The following is a 21,361-nucleotide window of genomic DNA, read 5'->3' on the forward strand; positions in this document are numbered from 1 at the left end:
TTACAGGTCCCAATCCGCGAACTCGTCTTCGAACAGGTCGATCTCGTCCTGGCTCAGTTCGACCAGGGAGACGTCGGAGGTGCTCAGACCTCCGACGCCGTCGTTGCCGGCGTGCCGCACCAGGGCGGTCAGCGCCTCGAACCACGACTCGCCGATCCGGCGCACCTCCGGTTCGGAGAGCACCCCGGTGGCCCAGGACCAGGCGGCGACGAAGTGGGGGCCGTCGGCGCGGTCCTCGGTCCGCGCGTTGACGGTGGCGGTGTGTGCCAGCGGGGCCGCGTCGTCGGCGCCACCGAACATCGCGCCGAGCTCGGGCGCGGGGCCCCAGTCCTCGCCGCCGCCGGTGGCGGTGGCGGTGGCGAAGCGGCCGAGGTAGTTGAACCCGAGCTGCGGGGCCGGGAGTTCGGCCAGTACGGGGGCGGTCTCCGGGTTGAGATGGCGCAGCAGCCCGTAGCCGAGGCCGTGGTCCCGGATGGTGCGCAGCTGGTCCTTCACGGCCTTCAGCGCGCGGCCGAGGGCGGGCCCGGCCTCGGTGACCTCGGCCCAGTCCAGGGCGCCCGGGTCCAGCCGGACGGGGTGGGCGACGGTGAACCAGCCGGCCGTCCGGGAGAGGTCCACGCCGTCGGTGAACTCCTCGCGGCCGTGCGCCTCCAGCTCGACCAGCACCCCGCCGGACTCCGCGCGCTGCCGCTGGACGGCCAGGGCGAGGGCGGTCAGCAGTACGTCGTTGACCTCGGCGTGGAACAGCGCGGGGACGGTGGTCAGCAGCGGCTCGGTCAGCTCGGGCGGCAGGGCCAGCTCCAGGTGGCCGACGGTGGCCCGGGTGTCCCGCCGCGGGTCGAGCGGGCGGCCGCCGAGCAGGGCGTCCGGGCCGGCCAGGGTGTCACGCCAGTACGGCAGTTCGGCGGCACGCTCCCCGGCCTCCCGCTGGAGGAGGTGGGCCCAGTGGCGGAAGGAGGTGCCGGTGGGCTGGAGGGCCTCGCCGTGCCAGGCGGCGGCGAGGTCGGGCAGCAGGATGCGCCAGGAGACGCCGTCCACGACCAGGTGGTGGATCATCACCAGCAGTCGGCCGGGGGTGTCGGGTCCGGCGTCGAACCAGACCAGCTGCACCATCTCGCCGGCCGCCGGGTCGAGCCGGGCCTGGGCGGCCCTGGCCTGCTCCTCGAAGCGGGCGCGCAGCGCGCTGGCGTCCAGGCCGGTGGCGTCGACCCGGGCGATCCGGGGTTCGGCGCTGCCGCGCGGCGGGACGTGCAGGCTCCAGCCGCCGTCCTCGGCGACCACCAGCCGGGCGCGCAGCGCGTCGTGGTGGTCCAGCAGGGCGCGCAGCGCGCCGGTGAGGCGCTCCGGGCCCAGGTCGGCGGGCACCTGGAGCAGCATCGCCTGGTGGAAGCCGTCGACCGGGCCGCCGCGTTCGCGCAGCCAGTGCATGATCGGGGTGGCGGGGAGGTCGCCGGTGCCGTCGTCCTCGGTGACGGCCTGTCCGGCCTCCTCGGCGATCAGCGCTAGTTCGGCGACGGTCTGCCGGGTGAACACGTCCCGGGCGGTGAACACCAGACCGGCGGCGCGCGCCCGGGCGACCAGCTGGATGGAGGTGATGGAGTCGCCGCCCAGCTCGAAGAAGCCGTCGTCGACGCCGACCCGCTCCAGGCCGAGCAGCTCCGCGAACAGCTCGGCCAGCAGCTCCTCGCGTCCGCCGGCGGCGGCGCGCTCGGTGACCGCCGCCGAGTAGTCGGGCGCGGGCAGCGCCCGGCGGTCCAGCTTGCCGCTCGCGGTGAGCGGCAGCGCCGCCAGCACCACCAGGGCGCTCGGGACCATGTAGTCGGGCAGCGTGGCGCCGAGCCGCGTACGGACGTCCGCCTGGTCCAGCTCCCCGGTCCGGGTGACGGCGTAGCCGACGATCCTCTTGTCCCCGGGGCGGTCCTCGCGGACCACGACGGCGGCGTGCACGACGTCCGGGTGCGCGGCCAACGCGGCCTCGATCTCCCCGAGTTCGATCCGGAAGCCGCGGATCTTCACCTGGTCGTCGGCCCGGCCGACGAACACCAGCGCGCCCTCGGCCGTCCAGCGGACCACGTCGCCGGTGCGGTACATCCGGGCGCCGGCCGGTCCGTACGGGTCGGCGGTGAAGCGCTCGGCGGTCAGGCCGGGACGGTTCAGGTAGCCGCGGGCCAGCTGCACACCGGCCAGGTAGAGCTCCCCGGGCACCCCGGGGGCCACCGGCCGCAGCGCGCCGTCCAGCACGTACACCCGGGTGTTGGCCACCGGGCGGCCGATCGGTACCGCCGCCCCGTCCGCGCCCGGCTCGCAGTGCCAGGCGGTGACCTCCACGGACGCCTCGGTCGGCCCGTACAGGTTGTGCAGCGGCACGCCCGGCAGGACGCCGAAGAAGCGGTCCCGCAGCTCGGCCGGCAGGGCCTCGCCGGAGCAGAACACCCCGCGCAGGCCGGTGCAGGCGGCGGCGGTGGGCTCCTGGACGAAGGCCTGGAGCATCGAGGGCACGAAGTGGGTGACGGTGATCCGCTCGCGGCGGATCAGCTCGGCCAGGTAGGCCGGGTCCTTGTGCCCGCCGGGCTTGGCGAGCACCAGGGTGCCGCCGGTCAGCAGCGGCCAGAAGAACTCCCAGACGGAGACGTCGAAGCCGAACGGGGTCTTCTGCAGCACCCGGTCCGCCGGGCGCAGCACGTGGTCGGCCTGCATCCAGGCGAGCCGGTTGACCACCCCGCGGTGCGGGACGGCGACGCCCTTGGGGCGGCCGGTGGAGCCCGAGGTGTAGATGACGTACGCCGGGTGGTCGGGGCGGGCCCGGGTCGCCTGGTCGGTGGCCGGGTACTCGTCGAGCGCGGCCCGGTCGAGGGCCACGATCGGCACCTCGACACCGCCCGGCAGCACGGCGGCGGTCGCGGTGGTGGTGAGGACGAGGGCGGGGGCGCCGTCGGCCAGGACGTAGCCGATCCGGTCGGCGGGGTACTCCGGGTCGATGGGTAGGTAGGCCGCGCCGGACTTCAGCACGGCCAGCAGTGAGACGACCATGTCGGTCGAGCGCTCCAGCACCAGGGCCACCGTCCGCTCCGGACCGGCGCCCTGCTCGACCAGCAGGTGGGCGAGGCGGTTGGCCCGGGCGTTGAGCTCGGCGTAGCTCAGCTCGACGCCCTCCACGACCAGCGCGGTCGCCTCCGGGGTGCGCGCGGCCTGGGCCTCGAACAGCGCCGGGAGGGTGGTGTCGGGCAGTTCGCCGGCGGTGTCGTTCCAGCCGGTGAGGATGCGCTCGCGCTCCTCCTCGGCGAGGACCTCCACCGCGCCGATCCGCTGCGCCGGGTCGGCCGCGACGGCGGCGAGCACCCGGACCAGGCGCTCGGCCAGCAGCTCGGCGCTCGCGTGGTCGAACAGGTCGGTGGCGTACTCCAGTTCGCCGCGCAGCCCGGCCGGGGTGCGGCCCTCGCCCGGGCGCTCGGTGAACTCCTCGGTGAACTCGTCGGTGAACTCCTCGGTGAGGAAGAGCGAGAGGTCGAACTTGGCCGAACCGCCCTGGGGGGCCAGGGTGGTGGCGGTCAGGCCCGGCAGGGCGAGCTCCGCCTCGGCGTTGTTGCGCAGTGCCAGCATCACCTGGAACAGCGGGTGGCGGGCCAGTGAGCGGGTCGGGTTGAGCGCGTCCACCAGCTGCTCGAAGGGGACGTCCTGGTGGGCGAAGGCCGCGAGATCGGACTCCCGGACCCGGCCGAGGAGCTCGGCGAAGCTCGGGTCCCCGGAGAGGTCGGTGCGCAGCACCAGGGTGTTGACGAAGAAGCCGACCAGCTCGTCCAGCGCCTGGTCCGTGCGCCCGGCGACGGGGGTGCCGAGCGGGATGTCCTCGCCCGCGCCGAGGCGGGAGAGCAGGGTGGCGAGAGCGGCCTGCAGGGCCATGAAGAGGGTGACCCCGTGGGCGCGGGACAGTTCGGCCAGGCCGCGGTGGACCTCGGCCGGGACGGTGAAGGCGACGGTGGCGCCGCGGTGGCTCGCCTCCAGCGGGCGCGGCCGGTCCGCGGGCAGCGCCAGCTCCTCCGGCAGTTCGGCCAGTGCCTCGCGCCAGTAGGTGATCTGATGTCCCGTCAGGTCGCCTTCGAGCAGCCCGTGCTGCCAGAGCGCGTAGTCGGCGTACTGCACCGGCAGTGGCGCCCAGGCGGGTTCCGTGCCCTCGGCGCGGGCCGCGTAGGCGGTGGAGAGGTCCCGGGCGAGCGGGGCCATCGACCAGCCGTCGCCCGCGATGTGGTGCAGGGTGAGCAGCACCGCGTGGTCGCCCTCGCCGAGGGCGAACAGGGCGGCGCGCAGCGGCGGTTCGGCGGCCAGGTCGAAGGGGCGGGCGGCCTCGGCGGCGAGCGCGGCGGGCAGCTCCTCCTCCCGCACCCGGTGGACGGTCAGCGGGACGGCGGCCTCGGCGAGCATCCGCTGGTACGGGAGCCCGTCCGGGCCCTCGGTGAACACCGTGCGCAGCGCCTCGTGCCGGTCGGCCAGGTCGCCGACGGCGGCTGCCAGGGCGGCGACGTCCAGCGGCCCAGAGAGCCGGACGGCCATCGGCAGGTGGTAGGCGGCTCCGCCGTTCCCCAGCCGGTCCAGCAGCCAGAGCCGGCGCTGGGCGTACGAGGCGGGGAGGTCGGCCGGGCGCTCGCCCGCGAGGAGGGCGGGGCGGGCGGTGCCGGCGTGGTCGAGGCGGGTGGCGAGGGCGGCGACGGTGGGTGCCTCGAAGAGGTCGCGGATGGCGAGTTCGGCGCCCAGCACGGCCCGGACCCTGCTGACCAGGCGGGTGGCCAGCAGGGAGTGCCCGCCGAGGGCGAAGAAGTCGTCCTCCGCGGACACCTCGGACACCCCGAGCACCTCGGCGAACAGCGCGCAGAGCACCTCCTCGCGCGGGGTGCGCGGCGCCCGGCCGGCGGTGGCGCCGGCCGACCAGTCGGGAGCGGGCAGGGCGCGCCGGTCGAGCTTGCCGTTGCCGGTGGTCGGCAGGGCGTCCAGTACCACGATCGCGGCCGGCACCAGGTACTCCGGCAGTCCGGCGGCGAGGTCCCGGCGCAGCGCCGCCGGCTCGGGCCGCGGGCCCTCGGCCGGCACCACGTAGCCGACCAGGCGCTTGTCGCCCGGGCGGTCCTCGCGGACCACCACCGCGGCCCGGCGCACCTGCGGCAGGCGGCCCAACGCGGCCTCCACCTCGCCGAGTTCGATCCGGAAGCCGCGGATCTTCACCTGGTCGTCGGCCCGGCCGAGGAAGACCAGCTCGCCTTCGGCCGTCCAGCGGACCACGTCGCCGGTGCGGTACATCCGGGCGCCGGCCGGGCCGTACGGGTCGGCGGTGAAGCGCTCGGCGGTCAGCGAGCGCCGCTCCAGGTAGCCGCGGGCCAGCCCGGCCCCGGCGATGTACAGCTCGCCGGGCACACCGGCCGGGACGGGCCGCAGCCGGTCGTCCAGCACGTACAGCCGGGCGCCGGCGATCGGGCGGCCCAGCGGCACCGGGCCGGGCGGGAGCTCCCGGCCGGGTGCGATCCGCTTCTCGGTGCAGTGGACGGTCGCCTCGGTGGGCCCGTAGTGCTGCACCACCTCGGCCCGCGGGTGGAGCCGACGCCAGGCGGCCAGCGCCTCGGCGGTGAGCGCCTCGCCGCCGAGCAGCAGCTGCCCGGTCGGCGAGTACCCGGCCGGGAGGTCCTCCAGCATCGGCAGGTGGCTGGGGGTGCACTTCATGAAGGTGGTGGGGTGCGCGGTGACGGCGCGCAGGGTGGCCTCGTCCTCCTCCAGCGCCGCGAGGTGCACGGTGCCGCCGGTGGTGAGCGGGGTGTAGAGGCCGACCACCGTCAGGTCGAAGGAGACCGGTGAGTGCACCAGGGCGGTGCCCCGCGCGGCGGCGTAGGACGGGCCGCTCCAGCGCAGGTAGTTGACCAGTGAGCGGTGCTCGACCACGACGCCCTTGGGGCGGCCGGTGGAGCCCGAGGTGTGGATGACGTACACCGGGTGGCCGGGGCGCAGCGGCTCGGTGCGCTCCGCGTCGGCCGGGTCGGTGTCGGGCAGCGCGGCGAGCCGGTCGACGGTGGACGCGGAGTCCAGCAGCAGCCGCGGCACGGTGGCCCCGGCCGGGACGACGCAGGCGGTGGCCCGGTCGGTGAGCAGCAGCACCGGTGCGGCGTCGGCCAGCAGGTAGGCGATCCGCTCGGCCGGGTAGGACGGGTCCACCGGCTGGTAGGCGCCGCCGGCCTTGGCCACCGCGAGCAGCGCCACCACCAGGTCGGGGGTGCGCGGCAGGGCGAGGGCGACGATCCGCTCCGGGCCGACGCCGTGCGCGATCAGCAGCCGGGCCAGGCGGTTGGCGCGGGCGTTCAGCTCGGCGTAGCTCAGCTCCCGGCCGGCGGCGAGCAGGGCGGTCGCCTCCGGGGTGCGGGCGGCCTGCCGCTCGAACAGTTCGGCCAGGGTGCCGCCGGGGGCGGAGGCCGGGGCGCCGGTGCTCCACTCGGTGAGGATGCGGCGGCGCTCGGCGGCGTCCAGCAGCTCGACCTCGCCGATCCGCCGCGCGGGCTCGGCGGCGACGGCGGCCAGCAGCCGCAGCCAGCGCTCGGCCAGCCGCTCGACGGTCTCCCGGTCGAAGAGGTCGGCGGCGAACTCCAGCGCGCCCTCCAGGCCCTGGCCGCCGGGCAGTTCGGCGAGCCGCAGGGACAGGTTGAACTTGCTGTCCGGCGCGGGCATCGGCTCCACCGTGCCCCGCACGCCCGGCAGTTCCAGCACCGCCTCGGCGTTGTTCTGCAGGGTCAGCATGATCTGGAACAGCGGGTGGCGGGCCAGCGAGCGGGTCGGGTTGAGGGCGTCGACCAGCTGCTCGAAGGGCAGGTCCTGGTGGGCGAAGGCCGCGAGGTTGTTCTCCCGGACCCGGCCGAGGAGTTCGGTGAAGCTCGGGTCGCCGCCGGTGTCGGTGCGCAGCACGAGGGTGTTGACGAAGAAGCCGACCAGCTCGTCCAGCGCCTGGTCCGTGCGCCCGGCGACGGGCGTGCCGACGGGGATGTCCTCGCCCGCGCCGTGGCGGGTGAGCAGTGCGGCCAGCGCGGCCTGTAGGGTCATGAACAGGGTGACACCGTGGCTCCGGGACAACTCGGCCAGGGCGCGGTGCAGTTCGGCGGGCACGGTGAGCCGGACGGCGCCGCCGCGGTGGCTCGCCGCCGCCGGGCGCGGCCGGTCGGTGGGCAGGGCCAGCTCCTCCGGCAGGCCGGCCAGGGCCTGCCGCCAGTGGTCCAGCTGCCGTTCGGCGGTGCCGCCGTCCAGCAGGGCGCGCTGCCACAGCGCGTAGTCGGCGTACTGGGCGGGGAGTTGCGTCCACGCCGGGGCCGAGCCGTCGAGCCGGGCCGCGTACGCGGTGGAGACGTCCCGGGCCAGCGGGGCCATCGACCAGCCGTCGGCGGCGATGTGGTGCACGGTCAGCAGCAGTACGTGCTCCTCCGTGCCGACGGTGAACAGAGCGGCCCGCAGCGGGAGTTCGGCGGCCAGGTCGAAGGGGTGGGCGGCCTCGGCGGCGAGCGCGGCGGGCAGTTCCTCCTCCGTCGCCGGGTGGACGGTCAGCGGGACGGCGGCCTCGGTGAGGACGCGCTGCAGCGGCTCCCCGTCCGGGCCCTCGGCGAAGACGGTGCGCAGCGCCTCGTGCCGGGCCACCACGTCGCCCAGCGCGGCCTCCAGGGCCCGTGCGTCCAGGCGACCGCGCAGCCGGACGGCCAGCGGCAGGTGGTAGGCCGTCCCGGCGGTGTCCAGCCGGTCGAGGAACCAGAGCCGGCGCTGGGCGTAGGAGACGGGCAGCGCGGCCGGGCGCTCGCCCGCGAGGAGGGCGGGGCGGGCGGTGCCGGCGTGGTCGAGGCGGGTGGCGAGGGCGGCGACGGTGGGTGCCTCGAAGAGGTCGCGGATGGCGAGTTCGGCGCCCAGGACGGCGCGGACCCGGCTGACCAGGCGGGTGGCCAGCAGGGAGTGCCCACCGAGCTCGAAGAAGCCGTCGTCGATGCCGACCGAGGCCAGCCCGAGCACCTCGGCGAAGACCGCGCAGAGCAGCTCCTCGCGTTCGTTCCGGGGCGCCCGGCCGGTGGCGGCGGCGGTGGCGTCCGGGGCGGGCAGCGCCTTGCGGTCCAGCTTGCCGTTGGGCGTCAGCGGCATCGCGTCGACGGTCATCAGGACGCTCGGGACGAGGTGGGCGGGCAGCTGCCCGGCGAGGTGGTCGCGCAGCTCGCGGACCAGCGCCGCGAGGTCACGGGCGCCCGCCGGGACGTTGGTGAAGACGGCGGCGGGGGCGGCCGCCCAGGCCGCGGCGGCCTCGGGGGCCGCGGAGGTCGCGGGAGCCTCGGGGGCCGCCCAGGCCTCGGGGGCCTCCGGGGTGACGCCCGGGGCGGAGAACACGACCTCCACGGCGCCCGGGTCCCCGGGCGCCCAGGTGACGGCGGTCCGGTAGCCGAGCCGCTCGCCGAGCGCGTGGAACTCCTCCGGATCCGGCGCGGACCCGGTGGCGGCCGCGGCCTTCGCGGCGGCGACGGATCCGCCGCCGTCCAGGACGCGCAGCGCCGCCAGCTCCGCCGCGATCCGCCCGTTGGGGACGCCGGTCACCCGCAGCCGCTCGGGCCGCTGCCCGTCCAACAGCGCGGCGATCCCGTCGAGTTCGCCCGCCCAGCGGTGGCGCAGGGTCGGGGCGGGGGAGCCGCCCCCGGCCGGCCGCCGGCGCAGCACCGCGTCGTAGCGGTAGCGGCTCAGCTCGTTGTGGTGGCGTCCGCGCCGCAGCAGCACCTCGACGCCGGCCAGCTCGGGCAGCCGGCCGGCCAGGATGGCGAACAGCGCCGGGTCGACCAGCAGTTCCTCCTCGCCGGCCACCGCCTGCTCCACCTCCCGGCGCAGCTGCGCCGGGTCGGTGTCGTCCGCCGCCCGGCCCAGCCGGACCGCGGTCTGGAAGCAGCGCTGCAGCCGCAGGTCCCGCAGGTCGCCCAGGAACACCGTGCCGCCGGGCACCACCAGCTCCAGCGCCTGCCGCAGGACGTCCACCAGGTAGTCGGCGCCGGGGAAGTACTGGGCGACGGAGTTGATCACGACGGTGTCGAAGCACCCGGTCGGCAGGCCGTCCAGGACGTGCGCCGGCTGCGCCGTGAGCTCGACCTTCCCGGCCAGGGACGGCTCGGCCGCCACCTTGGCGCGCAGCGAGCCGATCACGCCGCCGGACACGTCGGTGCCCCAGTACGCCTCGCAGTGCGGCGCGAGCTGTGCCAGCAGCAGTCCGCTGCCGACGCCGATCTCCAGCACCCGGCGCGGCCGCAGCCCGAGGACGCGGGCGACGGTGGTGTCCCGCCACTCGGCCATCTGCTCGGCCGGGATCGGCAGGCCGTCGTAGCCGCTCTTCCAGAGCGCGAAGTCGGCGCCCAGCGCCTGCCCGGCGCTCTGCCGGTACTCGGCGTCGAAGACCTGCTGCCAGCCGCCGACCTGCTCGGCCTCCCGGCCCCGGTCGCGGTCGGCCGCACCGGCGGCGGGCACCACGTAGCCGACCAGCCGGACGTCTCCGGGCAGGTCCTCGCGGGCCACCACGGCGGCCTGGCCGACGGCGGGGTGGGCCAGCAGCGCGGCCTCGACCTCGCCGGGCTCGATCCGGTGGCCGCGGATCTTCACCTGGGCGTCGGCGCGGCCGAGGAAGACCAGCTCGCCGCGCTCGTTCCAGCGGGCCCGGTCGCCGGTGCGGTACATCCGCGAGCCGGCCGGGCCGTACGGGTCGGCGGTGAAGCGCTCGGCGGTCAGGGCCGGCCGGTCGTGGTAGCCGCGGGCCAGGCCGTCACCGGCCAGGCAGAGTTCCCCGGCGACGCCCGGCGGGACGGGCCGCAGCCGGTCGTCCAGGACGTACGCCCGGGTGTTGGCGATCGGCCGGCCGATGGTCGGGTCCGTGCCCGGGGTGACGGGCGCGGTGGTGGACCAGACGGTGGTCTCGGTCGGGCCGTACAGGTTGACGGTCTCGCCGATCCGGCACAGCTCGGCGGCCAGCGGCGCGGGCAGCGCCTCGCCGCCCACCAGCACCCGCAGCGGCGGCAGTTCGCCCGCCCGCTCGGCCAGTGCCCGCCACAGCGACGGGGTGGCCTGCAGCACGGTGGCGCCCGAGCGGGTGAGCAGGGCGGCCAGCGCGCCCGGGTCGAGCACGGTGGCGCGCGGGACGAGCTCCACCCGGGCGCCGGAGATCAGCGGCAGGTACAGCTCCAGCGCGGCGATGTCGAAGGAGACCGTGGTGACGGCCGCCCAGCGGTCCCGCCCGGTGAGCGGGAAGCGCTCGGCCATGTCGGCGAGGAAGTTCGCCAGGTTGGCGTGCGAGAGCACCACGCCCTTGGGGCGGCCGGTGGAGCCGGAGGTGTAGATGACGTACGCCGGGTGCGCGGGCAGCGGCACGGGGAGTTCGGCCTCGACGGGCTCCTCGTCCGTGCGGTCCAGCAGCAGGACGGGGCAGGAGAGGCCGGCGGGCAGCCGGTCGGCGGTCCCGGCGGTGGCGAGGACCAGCACCGGGGCGGAGTCCTCCAGCACATGGGCGATCCGCTCGGCCGGGTACTCCGGGTCCACCGGGACGTACGCCGCACCGGACCTGAGCACCGCGAGCAGCGCCACCACCAGCTCGGCGGTGCGCGGCAGCGCGAGCGCGACCCGCCGCTCCGGCCCGGCGCCCCGGGCGGCCAGCAGCCGGGCGAGCCGCTCGACCCGGGCGTCCAGCTCGGCGTAGCTCAGCTCCGCGCCCTCGCAGGAGAGGGCGACGGCCCGCGGGGTGCGGGCGGCCTGCCGCCGGAACAGCTCCGGCAGCGGGGTGGCCGGGACGGTGCGCCCGGTGGCGTTCCAGTCGGCGAGGACGCGGGAGCGCTCGGCGGCGGTCAGCAGCTCGGCCTCGCCGATCGGCCGCTGCGGCGCCTCGACCAGCGCGGTCAGCAGCCGGACCCAGCGGGTGGTCAGCGTCTCGGCGGTGGCGCGGTCGTAGAGGTCGGTGGCGTACTCGACGGCGCCCCGGATGCCCTGCGGGCGGCCGTCGGGGCCGGTGTGCTCGGAGAGGTTGAGGAAGAGGTCGAACATCGCGGTGTCGGCCGCGACCGGCTGGACCTCGCACTCCAGGCCCGGCAGGTCGAGGACGGCCCGGGTGTTGTTCTGCAGTGCCAGCATGATCTGGAACAGCGGGTGGCGGGCCAGCGAGCGGGTCGGGTTGAGGGCGTCGACCAGCTGCTCGAAGGGGACGTCCTGGTGCTGGTGGGCGGCGAGGTTGGCCTCCCTTACGCGGCCGAGGAGTTCGGTGAAGCTCGGGTCGCCGCTGGTGTCGGTGCGCAGCACGAGGGTGTTGACGAAGAAGCCGACCAGTTCGTCGAGGGCCTCGTCGGTGCGCCCGGCGACGGGCGTGCCCAGCGGGATGTCCTCGCCCGCGCCGAGGCGGGTGAGCAGCGCGGCCAGGGCGGCCTGCAGCACCATGAACACGGTGACGCCGTGCTCCCGGGCCACCTCCACCAGCCGGGCGTGCACCTCGGCCGGGATCTCCACGGCGCTCGGCTCGCCCCGGTGGCTCGCCACCGGCGGGCGCGGCCGGTCGGTGGGCAGGGCCAGCTCCTCCGGCAGGCCGGCCAGGGCCTGCCGCCAGTGGTCCAGCTGCCGGGAGAGCAGGCTGTCGGCGTCCTCCTCGCGGCCGAGCAGCTCCTCCTGCCAGAGCGCGAAGTCGGCGTACTGCACGGGGAGTTCCTGCCACACCGGGGCCGTGCCGACGAGCCGGGCGGCGTACGCGGCGGAGACGTCGCGGGCCAGCGGCGCCAGCGACCAGCCGTCACCGGCGATGTGGTGCAGCGTCAGCAGCAGCACGTGCTGCTCCGCGCCGAGTGCGAACAGCGCGGCGCGCAGCGGCGGTTCGGCGGCCAGGTCGAAGGCGCGGGCGGCCTCGGCGCGCAGGGCGCCCGGCAGCTCCTTCTCCGTGGCCGGGTGGAAGGCCAGCGGTACGGCGGCCCGCGCCGGCACCCGCTGGTACGGCGAGCCGTCCGGTCCCTCGACGAAGACGGTGCGCAGCGTCTCGTGGCGCCCGGCCACGTCGGCCAGCGCCGACTCCAGGGCCGCGGGGTCCAGCGGTCCGGTCAGGCGGACGGCCAGCGGCATGTGGTACGCGGCGCCCGCCTCCAGGCGGTTGAGGAACCAGAGCCGGCGCTGCGCGGAGGAGACCGGCACCAGCTGCGGCCGCTCGGCGCGCAGCAGCGGACGGCGCGCCGCCCGGGCGCGGTCCAGCCGCTCCGCCAGGGCGGCGACGGTCGGTGCCTCGAACAGCTCGCGGACGGGCAGTTCCACCCCGAGGACGGTCCTGATCCGGCTGACCAGGCGGGTGGCCAGCAGGGAGTGCCCGCCGAGGTCGAAGAAGCCGTCGTCGATGCCGATGCCGTCCACGCCGAGCAGCTCCGCGAACAGCGCCACCAGCAGGGCCTCGCGCTCGGTGCGCGGGGCGCGTCCGGCCGGGTCCGCGCTCAGGGCGGGGGCGGGCAGGGCCCGGCGGTCGAGCTTGCCGTTGGCGGTGACGGGCAGGGCGTCGAGGACGACCAGTGCGGCGGGGAGCATGTGCTCGGGCAGGGTGGCGGCGAGGTGCTTGCGGACGCCCGCGAGCTCGATCTCCCCGGCGCGGGTGACGAGGTAGCCGACGATCCTCGACTCGCCCGGCTGGTCCTCGCGGACCACGACGGCGGCGTGCGCGACGTCCGGGTGGGCGGCCAACGCGGCCTCGATCTCGCCGAGTTCGATCCGGAAGCCGCGGATCTTCACCTGGTCGTCGGCCCGGCCGAGGAAGACCAGCGCGCCCCCGGCGGTCCACTTGGCGATGTCGCCGGTGCGGTACATCCGGGAGCCGGCCGGTCCGTACGGGTCGGCGGTGAAGCGCTCGGCGGTCAGGCCGGGGCGGCCCAGGTAGCCGCGGGCCAGCTGCACGCCGGCCAGGTAGAGCTCTCCCGGCACCCCGGGGGCCACCGGCCGCAGCGCGCCGTCCAGCACGTGGACCCGGGTGTTCCAGACCGGGCGCCCGATCGGCACGCCGGCGCCGGCCGCCGGGGTGCGGCAGTCCCAGGCGGTGACGTCCACCGAGGCCTCGGTCGGCCCGTAGAGGTTGTGCAGCGGCACGTCCGGCAGCAGGTCGAGGAAGCGGTCGCGCAGCTCGGCGGGCAGGGCCTCGCCGGAGCAGAGCACGGCGCGCAGGCCGGTGCAGGCGGCGGCGGAGGGCTCCTGGACGAAGGCGTGGAGCATGGAGGGCACGAAGTGGGTGACGGTGACGCGCTCGCGGCGGATCAGCTCGGCCAGGTGGGCCGGGTCCTTGTGCCCGCCCGGCTTGGCGACCACCAGGGTGGCGCCCTCCAGCAGCGGCCAGAAGAACTCCCACACGGAGACGTCGAAGCCGAACGGGGTCTTCTGCAGCACCCGGTCCTGCGGGCCGATCCGGTAGGCGTGCTGCATCCAGGCCAGGCGGTTGACGATGCCGCGGTGCGGGACGGCCACGCCCTTGGGGCGGCCGGTGGAGCCCGAGGTGAAGATCACGTACGCCGGGTTCTGCGGGTGCGGCGCGTGCGGCAGGGCGGTGGCGGGCAGCGCGGCGAGCCGGTCCAGGGTCTCCGGGGCGTCCAGCAGGACGGTGTCGGCGGGTACGCCCGGCAGCGCGGCCCGGGTGGCCTCGGCCGCCAGGACGAGCGCGGGCGCGCCGTCCTCCAGCAGGAAGCCGATGCGCTCGGCGGGGAGGCCGGGGTCCACCGGCAGGTAGGCGGCGCCGGACTTCACCACCGCGAGCAGGGCGACGACCAGGTCGAGCGAGCGCTCCAGCACCACGGCGACGGTCCGCTCCGGGCCGGCGCCGTGGGCGGCCAGCAGGTGGGCCAACCGGTCGGCCCGGGCGTCGAGTTCGGCGTAGCTCAGCTCCGCGCCCTCGAAGACCACCGCGGTCGCCTCGGGCGTGCGGGCGGCCCGGGCGGCGAACAGCTCCGGCAGGGTCGCGTCGGGCACGGGGACGGCGGTGTCGTTCCAGGTGGTGAGGACGCGCTCCCGCTCCCGGGCGGAGAGGACCTCCGCCGCGCCGATCCGCTGCTCCGGGGCGGCGGTCAGCGCGTCCAGCAGCCGGACCCAGCGTTCGGCGAGTAGTTCGGCGCTCGCCCGGTCGAAGAGGTCGGCCGCGTACTCCAGGCTGCCCTCGATCCCGGCGAACCCTCCGTCCCCGGTGGACGCCGCTCCGTCGGTGAAGGTCGCGCTGTCGGTGAACTCCCAGCCGCTGGTTGGCAGTTCGGTGAGACTCAGGGCCAGGTCGAACTTGGCGGAGGGGGAGCCGGTGGGCTCCACCCGGGCTCGCACGCCCGGCAGGTCGAGGACGGCGGCGGCGTTGTTCTGCAGGGTGAGCATCACCTGGAACAGCGGGTGCCGGGCCAGCGAGCGGGTCGGGTTGAGCGCGTCCACCAGCTGCTCGAAGGGGACGTCCTGGTGGGCGAAGGCCGCGAGGTCCGACTCCCGGACCCGGCAAAGCAGTTCGCGGAAGCTCGGGTCGCCGGAGACGTCGGTGCGCAGCACCAGGGTGTTGACGAAGAAGCCGACCAGCTCCTCCAGCGCGGCCTCGCCGCGACCGGCCACCGGGGTGCCGAGCGGGATGTCGGTGCCCGCGCCGAGGCGGGAGAGCAGCGCGGCCAGCGAGGCCTGCAGTGCCATGAAGACGGTGGCACCCTCGGCCCGGGCCAGCTCGGCGAGCCGGCGGTGGGTGGCGGGGGAGACGGTGACGGGCACGCTGCCGCCCCGGTGGCCGGCCACGGTGGGGCGCGGCCGGTCGGTCGGCAGTGCCAGCTCCTCCGGCAGGCCGGCCAGGGCCTCGCGCCAGTGGCAGAGCTGGCGGGCCGCCAGGCTCGCCGGGTCCCCGGCCGAGCCGAGCAGCTCGCCCTGCCAGCGGGTGTAGTCGGCGTACCGCACCGGCAGTTCGGCCCATCGCGGGGCCTCGCCGGCCGCGCGGGCGGCGTAGGCGGTGGACAGGTCGCGGGCCAGCGGCGCCATCGAGCCGCCGTCGGCGGCGATGTGATGGACCGTCAGCTGAAGGACGTGTTCCTCCGCGCCGAGCGCGAACAGGGCGGCGCGCAGCGGGAGTCCGGCCGCGAGGTCGAAGGCGGGCGCGGCCTCGGCGGCCAGCGCCGGGGCGAGCTGCGCCTCCTCGGCCAGGGCGGTGACGGTGAAGGGGACGGCGATCCCGGCGGCGTCCAGCACCCGCTGGCGGACCAGGCCCTCGGCGTCCTCGTCGAAGACCGTCCGCAGCGACTCGTGGCGGGCCACGACGTCGCTGAGCGCGGCCTCGAGGGCGGCGGTGTCGAGGGCGCCGGAGAGCCGTACGGCCAGTGGCAGGTGGTAGGCGGAGCCCGCCGTGCCCATCCGCTCCAGGAACCAGAGGCGCTGCTGGGCGTAGGAGAGCGGCGTGGCCTCCGACCGCTCGCGGGCCGTCAGCGCGGGCCGGGCGGCGGCGCCGGCGCCGTCCTCGCGGCGCAGGCGGTCGGCGAGGGCGGCCGGCGTCGGGGCCTCGAAGAGGTCGCGCAGGCTCGCCTCGACGCCCAGCAGGGCCCGGACCCGGCCGAGCAGGCGGGTGGCCAGCAGCGAGTGCCCGCCGAGCGCGAAGAAGTCGTCCTCGACGCCGGTCCCGGCCAGTCCGAGCACCTCGGCGAAGGCGCCGCAGAGCAGCGCCTCCCGCTCGTCGCGCGGGCCTCGCCCGCCGCCCGAGGCGGCGAACTCCGGTGCGGGCAGGGCGAGTCGGTCGATCTTGCCGCTCGGGGTGAGCGGGAGGGCGGGCAGCGCCACCAGGGCGCTCGGCACCATGTACTCGGGCAGGGTGCGGCGCAGGTGCGCCCGCAGCTCCTCGGCGGCGAAGGCGTCCGGTCCGGCCTCCTCCGGTACCACGTAGCCGACCAGCAGCTGCTCGCCCGCCCGGCCGTCGCGCACCAGGACCACGGCCCGGCGGACGGCCGGGTGCGCGGTGAGCGCGGCCTCCACCTCGCCGGGCTCGACCCGGTTGCCGCGGATCTTCACCTGGGCGTCGGCGCGGCCGAGCAGCTCGATCTCGCCGTGCCGGTTCCAGCGGGCGAGGTCGCCGGTGCGGTACATCCGGCTGCCCGGACGGCCGTACGGGTCGGCGAGGAAACGTTCCGCCGTCAGCCCGGGGCGGCGCAGGTAGCCACGGGCCGGGGCCTCGCCGCCCACGTACAGCTCACCGGTGGCGCCGGCCGGCACCGGCCGCAGCGCGGCGTCCAGCACGTATGCGGTGGTGTTGTCGAAGGGCAGGCCGATCGGCTGGCGGTCGGGTCCGCAGTCGCCGGAGACGGAGTCGCCGCAGATCTCCGAGGAGCCGTAGAAGTTGACCAGCCGGGCGCCGGGCAGCAGTGCGGCGAAGCGGGCGGCGAGGTGGCCGGGGATGGTCTCGCCGGTGGTGATCCACAGCTCGCAGGAGGCGAGCTCGGCCGGGTCGGCGGTGTCCAGCATCGCCGCGAGCAGGCTGGGCACCACGATGATCCGGCCCACCCGGTGCTCGGCGATCAGCCGGGTGAGGGCGGCCGGGTCCTTGGCCTGCTCGCCGTCGGCGAGCACCAGGCCCTCGCCGTGCAGCAGCGCGCCCAGCAGCTCGCTGGACCCGTCGACGAAGCTCAGCGAGCTCTTGGCCAGCAGCGGCCGGCCGGGCACGTACGGGTGGCGGCGGGCGATCGCGGCCAGGTGGTTGACCCCGGCGGCGTGCACGCCGACCACGCCCTTGGGGCGGCCGGTGGAGCCGGAGGTGTAGACGACGTAGGCGGGGTGCTCGGGCAGCGGCGGCCGCAGCCGCTCGGCCTCGCCCAGGGCGGCGCCGTGCGCACCCGCGCCGTCCGCGCCGGTGCCGTCCGCACGCGCGCCGTCCTCGGACAGCAGCAGGACGGGCGCCGGGCAGCCGTCCAGCGCCGCCGTGGTCTCCTCGGCGGCGAGCGCCAGCACCGGCCCGGCGTCGGCGAGCATGTAGCGGATGCGCTCGGCCGGCCAGGTCGGGTCCACCGGCAGGTAGGCGGCGCCGCTCTTGAGCACGGCCAGCAGCGCGACCACCAGCTCCACCGAGCGGGGCAGCACGAGCGCGACCAGGTCCTCGGCGCCGACGCCCCGCCCGACCAGCACCCGGGCCAGCCGGTCGGCGCGGGCGTCGAGCTCGGCGTAGGAGACCCGCTCGTCGCGGCAGACGAGGGCGGTGGCCTCCGGGGTACGGGCGGCGCGGGCCTCGAACAGCGCGGTGAGCGTGGTGCGTTCGGTCTCCACCGCGGCACCGGTACCGGCCGCGGTGAGCCGCTCGGCCCCGGCGGCGTCGACCAGGGCGATCCGGCCGAGCGGCAGGTCCGGCCCGCTCGCGGCGAGGGTGTCGAGCAGCCGCAGGAAGCCGGCGGCGTGGTCGGCCAGCTGCCGCTCGTCGTACAGCGCGGGGTTGGCGTCCACGACCAGCCGCATGCCCTGGCCGGCCAGCCGGTCGTAGACCACGAACGCGAGGTCGTCCACCGGGCCGTTGCCGAGGTTGTGGAAGGTCGCGCGGTGGCCGCCGAAGGAGAGGTCGTAGTCGAAGGACATGATGTTGACCGTGGGGCCCACCAGCGGGGCGCTGCCGCCGACCAGTCCGAGTTCCCGGCGGAGGTCCTCGTAGCGGTGGCGCTGGTGGCGCAGGGCCTCGCGGGCGGCCGCGCTGGTGTGGCGGACCAGCTCGCGGACGCTCTGCCCGGGGCGCGCGGAGATCCGCAGCGGCAGCACGTTGGTGAGCATGCCGGGCACGGCCCGGGCGGTGCGGCCGACCCGGGCGGGCACCGGCAGCCCGAGGACGACGTCCTCGGTGCCGGTCAGCCGCCCGGTGTACAGGGCCGCCGTGGCGAGGGTGAGTGCCGACCAGCCGACGCCGAGCCGCCGGGCCGCGCCGCGCAGGGCGTCGGCGTGGGCGGGCGTCAGCTCGATCTCGTGCCGCAGGTGGTGGTGGGAGGCGGGGGCGGTGCGGCCGGCCGGGGTGGCGGGCTCGGGGCGGTCGGCGAGGCGCTCCAGCCAGTAGGCGCGGTCGGCCCGGTGGGCGTCGGAGGCGAGGTAGGCGGCCTCCTCCTCGACCAGGTGGCGGAAGGCCGGCGGCGCGGTGTCGGCGGCGGGCTCCCGGCCCTCGACCAGCGCGGTGTAGACCTCGGCGGTCCGGGCGGCGACCAGCGGGCCGCTGAAGCCGTCGACCAGGGCGTGGTGGGCGCGCTGGTACCAGAACCAGCGGTCGTCGGCGGCCTTGAACAGGATCCGGGTGGAGCCGGGGCCGCGCGAGGGGTCCAGCGGGCGGGCGAGGTCGGCGCGCATGAGGGCGAGCGCGGCCGTCCACGGCTCCGGGGCGTCGCTGACGTCCACCAGCGGCATCGGCTCCTCGTCCTCGTCGAGCCGCTGCAGCGTCCCGCCGTCCGTCGCCTCGAAGCGCAGCCGCAGGGCCTCGCACTCGCGCAGAGCCCACCGCACGGCCCGCGCGAACACCGCCTGGTCCAGCGCGCCGTGGATCTCGGTGCACTCGGCGACCTGGTAGGCGGGGGAGGCGGGGTCGAGCTGCTGGGCGAACCACAGACCGGCCTGCCCGGCGAGCAGCGGCCAGGTGGCGAGCGGGGAGTCCGACATCGTTGAGCGCTCCGGGGGTCGGTGTGGAACTGGTACGGGTGGAACGGGTACGGGTGTGGCGGGTGCGGGCATGGCGGGGTGGGCCGGTGGTCCGGCCGGGGGCGTGCCCGGGGGGCCACGGGGCCGGGTGCTCGGGGAGAGGTGAGCACCCGGTGACGGAAGGTCATGCCCCGTGGTGGCGATCAATGTAACCGCCGCTCGGCGGCCCATCGAGGGGTTCGGAGGTCATCCAGATGAAGATCATTTGAACACCAGTGGAATTCACCTGCGCTCGGACCTCATCTGTGATATAGCGACGCCTTCCAAATCCACCACACTGAACGGAAGTTGGACCCGATCCGGTTCACCCGCGCCCACGCGGACCGTTCAGCCGCCCCCGCTACTGTCCAGCTCACCAACGAGCACTCAGAGCGAGCAGAGGACATCAGCATGCGCTCCTTGCCCACCGAGGCCCCCGCCGCCTTCCCCGTGGACCTCGACCTCGACCACGTGGAGCTGCACGTCGCCGACGCCGAACGCGCCGCGGCCGAACTGTGCGAGCGCTACGGCTTCACCGTCGCGGGCACCACCGACCCGGCCGCCGCGGACGCCCGCGGCCTGGCCCTGACCCAGGGCCGGATCACCCTGGTGCTCACCCAGGCCCTCGTCGACGACCACCCGGCCGCCGCCTACGTGCTCGCCCACGGCGACGGCGTCGCCGGCATCGCGCTGCGCACCACCGACGCCGCCGCGGCCTTCGCCGAGGCGGTGCGTCGGGGCGGCCGCCCGATCGCCGGACCGCGCGAACTGCCCGGCGAGCACCGCACCGTCACCGCCACCATCGGCGGCTTCGGCGACGTGGTGCACACCTTCGTCCAGCGCGACGAGGCCGACCCCGGCCTGCTCCCGCCCGGCTTCACCGCCGTCGCCGACCCCGCCAGCCCCGGCGCGGAGCCCGAACCCGGCCTGCTGGACCTCGACCACTTCGCGGTCTGCGTCCCGGCCGGCGAGCTCGACGCCACCGTGGCCCACTACCGCACCGTCCTCGGCTTCGAGCAGACCTTCGAGGAGCGGATCGCCGTCGGAACCCAGGCGATGAACTCCAAGGTCGTCCAGAGCCCCGGCCGCGGCGTCACCTTCACCGTCATCGAGCCGGACACCTCCGCCGACCCCGGCCAGATCGACATGTTCCTCAAGAAGCACGGCGGCGCCGGCGTCCAGCACCTCGCCTTCGGCGCCGCCGACGCCGTCCGCTCCGTGCGCGCCCTCGCCGAGCGGGGCGTGCGGTTCCTCACCACCCCCGGCGCCTACTACGACGCCCTCGCCGCCCGCGTCACCCCGCGCACCCACACCATCGCCGACCTGCGGGAACTCGGCCTGCTGATCGACGAGGACCACGGCGGCCAGCTCTTCCAGATCTTCACCCGCTCCGGCCACGAGCGCCGCACCCTCTTCTACGAGGTCATCGAGCGCATCGGCGCCGAGACCTTCGGCAGCTCCAACATCAAGGCCCTGTACGAGGCCGTCGAGGTGGAGCGCCTCCGGCAGGAAGGCGGCCGGGCGTGACCGGGCCGCAGCCGCTCACCCTCCACGAGATCGAGCAGCGGGCCGCCGCCCTGCTGCCGCCCGCCGTCCACGACTTCATCGCCGGCGGCAGCGGCGCCGAGGCCAGCCTCGCCGCCAACCGCGCCGCCCTCGACGAGCTCTTCCTCGTCCCCCGCGTCCTGCGCGACGTCTCCGTCCGCAGCACCGCCTGCGAACTGCTCGGCACCCCGGCCGCCGCGCCCTACGCCGTCGCCCCCGTCGCCTACCACCGACTCGCCCACCCCGACGGCGAGTTGGCCGCCGCCCGGGCCGCCGCCAAGGCCGGCGTCCCGTTCACCGCCGCCACCCTCAGCAGCTACCCGATCGAGGAGATCACCGCGACCGGGGCCACCACCTGGTTCCAGCTGTACTGGCTGCGCGACCGCGGACAGCGCCTCGACCTGGTCCGCCGCGCCGAAGCGGCCGGCTGCACCGCCCTGGTGCTCACCGTCGACGTGCCCTGGATGGGCCGCCGGCTGCGCGACATCCGCAACGGCTTCGCCCTGCCGCCCGAGGTCACCGCCGCCAACCTCACCGAGGCCGCCCACTCGGCCGCCCACACCGCCGTCCCCGGCTCCGCCGTCGCCGTGCACACCGCGCTCTCCTTCGCCCCCACCCTCACCTGGGCGGACGTCGAGGAACTGCGCGGCCTCACCGACCTGCCGCTGGTCCTCAAGGGCGTCCTCGACCCCGAGGACGCCGCCCGCGCCGCCCGCAGCGGCGTCGACGCCGTGGTGGTCTCCAACCACGGCGGCCGCCAACTCGACGGCGCCGTCCCCGCCGTCCAGCTGCTCGGCGAGGTCCGCGCCGCCGTCGGCGACCACGACTGCCGGGTGCTGGTCGACGGCGGCATCCGCAGCGGCCTGGACGTCCTGCGCTGCCTCGCCCTCGGCGCCGACGCCGCGCTCGTCGGCCGCCCGGTCCTCTGGGGCCTCGCCACCGCCGGGGAGGCCGGCGTGAGCGCCGTCCTCGACCTGCTGGCCGCCGAACTCGACGACGCCCTCGGCCTGGCCGGCTGCGCCTCCGTCGCCGAGGCGCGTACCCTGCGCACCGTTGTCCGGCCTCACCGCACCCCCACTCCGCCTGCCAGGGAGCCCAGTTGACCACCACCTCCGCACACTCCCGGACCCGCCTGGACCTCGCCGACCTGCACTCCTCGCTGGCC

Annotated in this window: 3 protein-coding genes; 2 read left to right on the forward strand and 1 reads right to left on the reverse strand. The window is 76.3% G+C overall.

What is annotated here, in order from left to right; genetic code table 11:
* Positions 1-18,633 carry a non-ribosomal peptide synthase/polyketide synthase gene (locus ACGF0D_RS16085; protein WP_392916547.1) on the reverse strand — a complete coding sequence of 6,211 codons (18,633 nt, stop codon included), beginning with the start codon at positions 18,631-18,633 and terminating at the stop codon, positions 1-3.
* 429 nt (positions 18,634-19,062) lie between these two features.
* On the opposite strand from ACGF0D_RS16085, the gene hppD reads away from it, so the two are divergent.
* Both hppD and ACGF0D_RS16095 read left to right on the forward strand, forming a co-directional pair.
* Positions 19,063-20,178 carry a 4-hydroxyphenylpyruvate dioxygenase gene (hppD, locus tag ACGF0D_RS16090; RefSeq protein ID WP_392916549.1) on the forward strand — a complete coding sequence of 372 codons (1,116 nt, stop codon included), beginning with the start codon at positions 19,063-19,065 and terminating at the stop codon, positions 20,176-20,178.
* Entirely contained in the window at positions 20,175-21,299 is a 1,125-nt protein-coding gene (locus tag ACGF0D_RS16095; RefSeq protein ID WP_392916552.1) for an alpha-hydroxy acid oxidase, read from the forward strand. The genes hppD and ACGF0D_RS16095 overlap by 4 nt, the downstream gene beginning before the upstream one ends.
* Positions 21,300-21,361: the final 62 nt, after the last annotated feature.

This window comes from Kitasatospora sp. NPDC048298, assembly GCF_043201465.1.
Taxonomy (GTDB): domain Bacteria; phylum Actinomycetota; class Actinomycetes; order Streptomycetales; family Streptomycetaceae; genus Kitasatospora.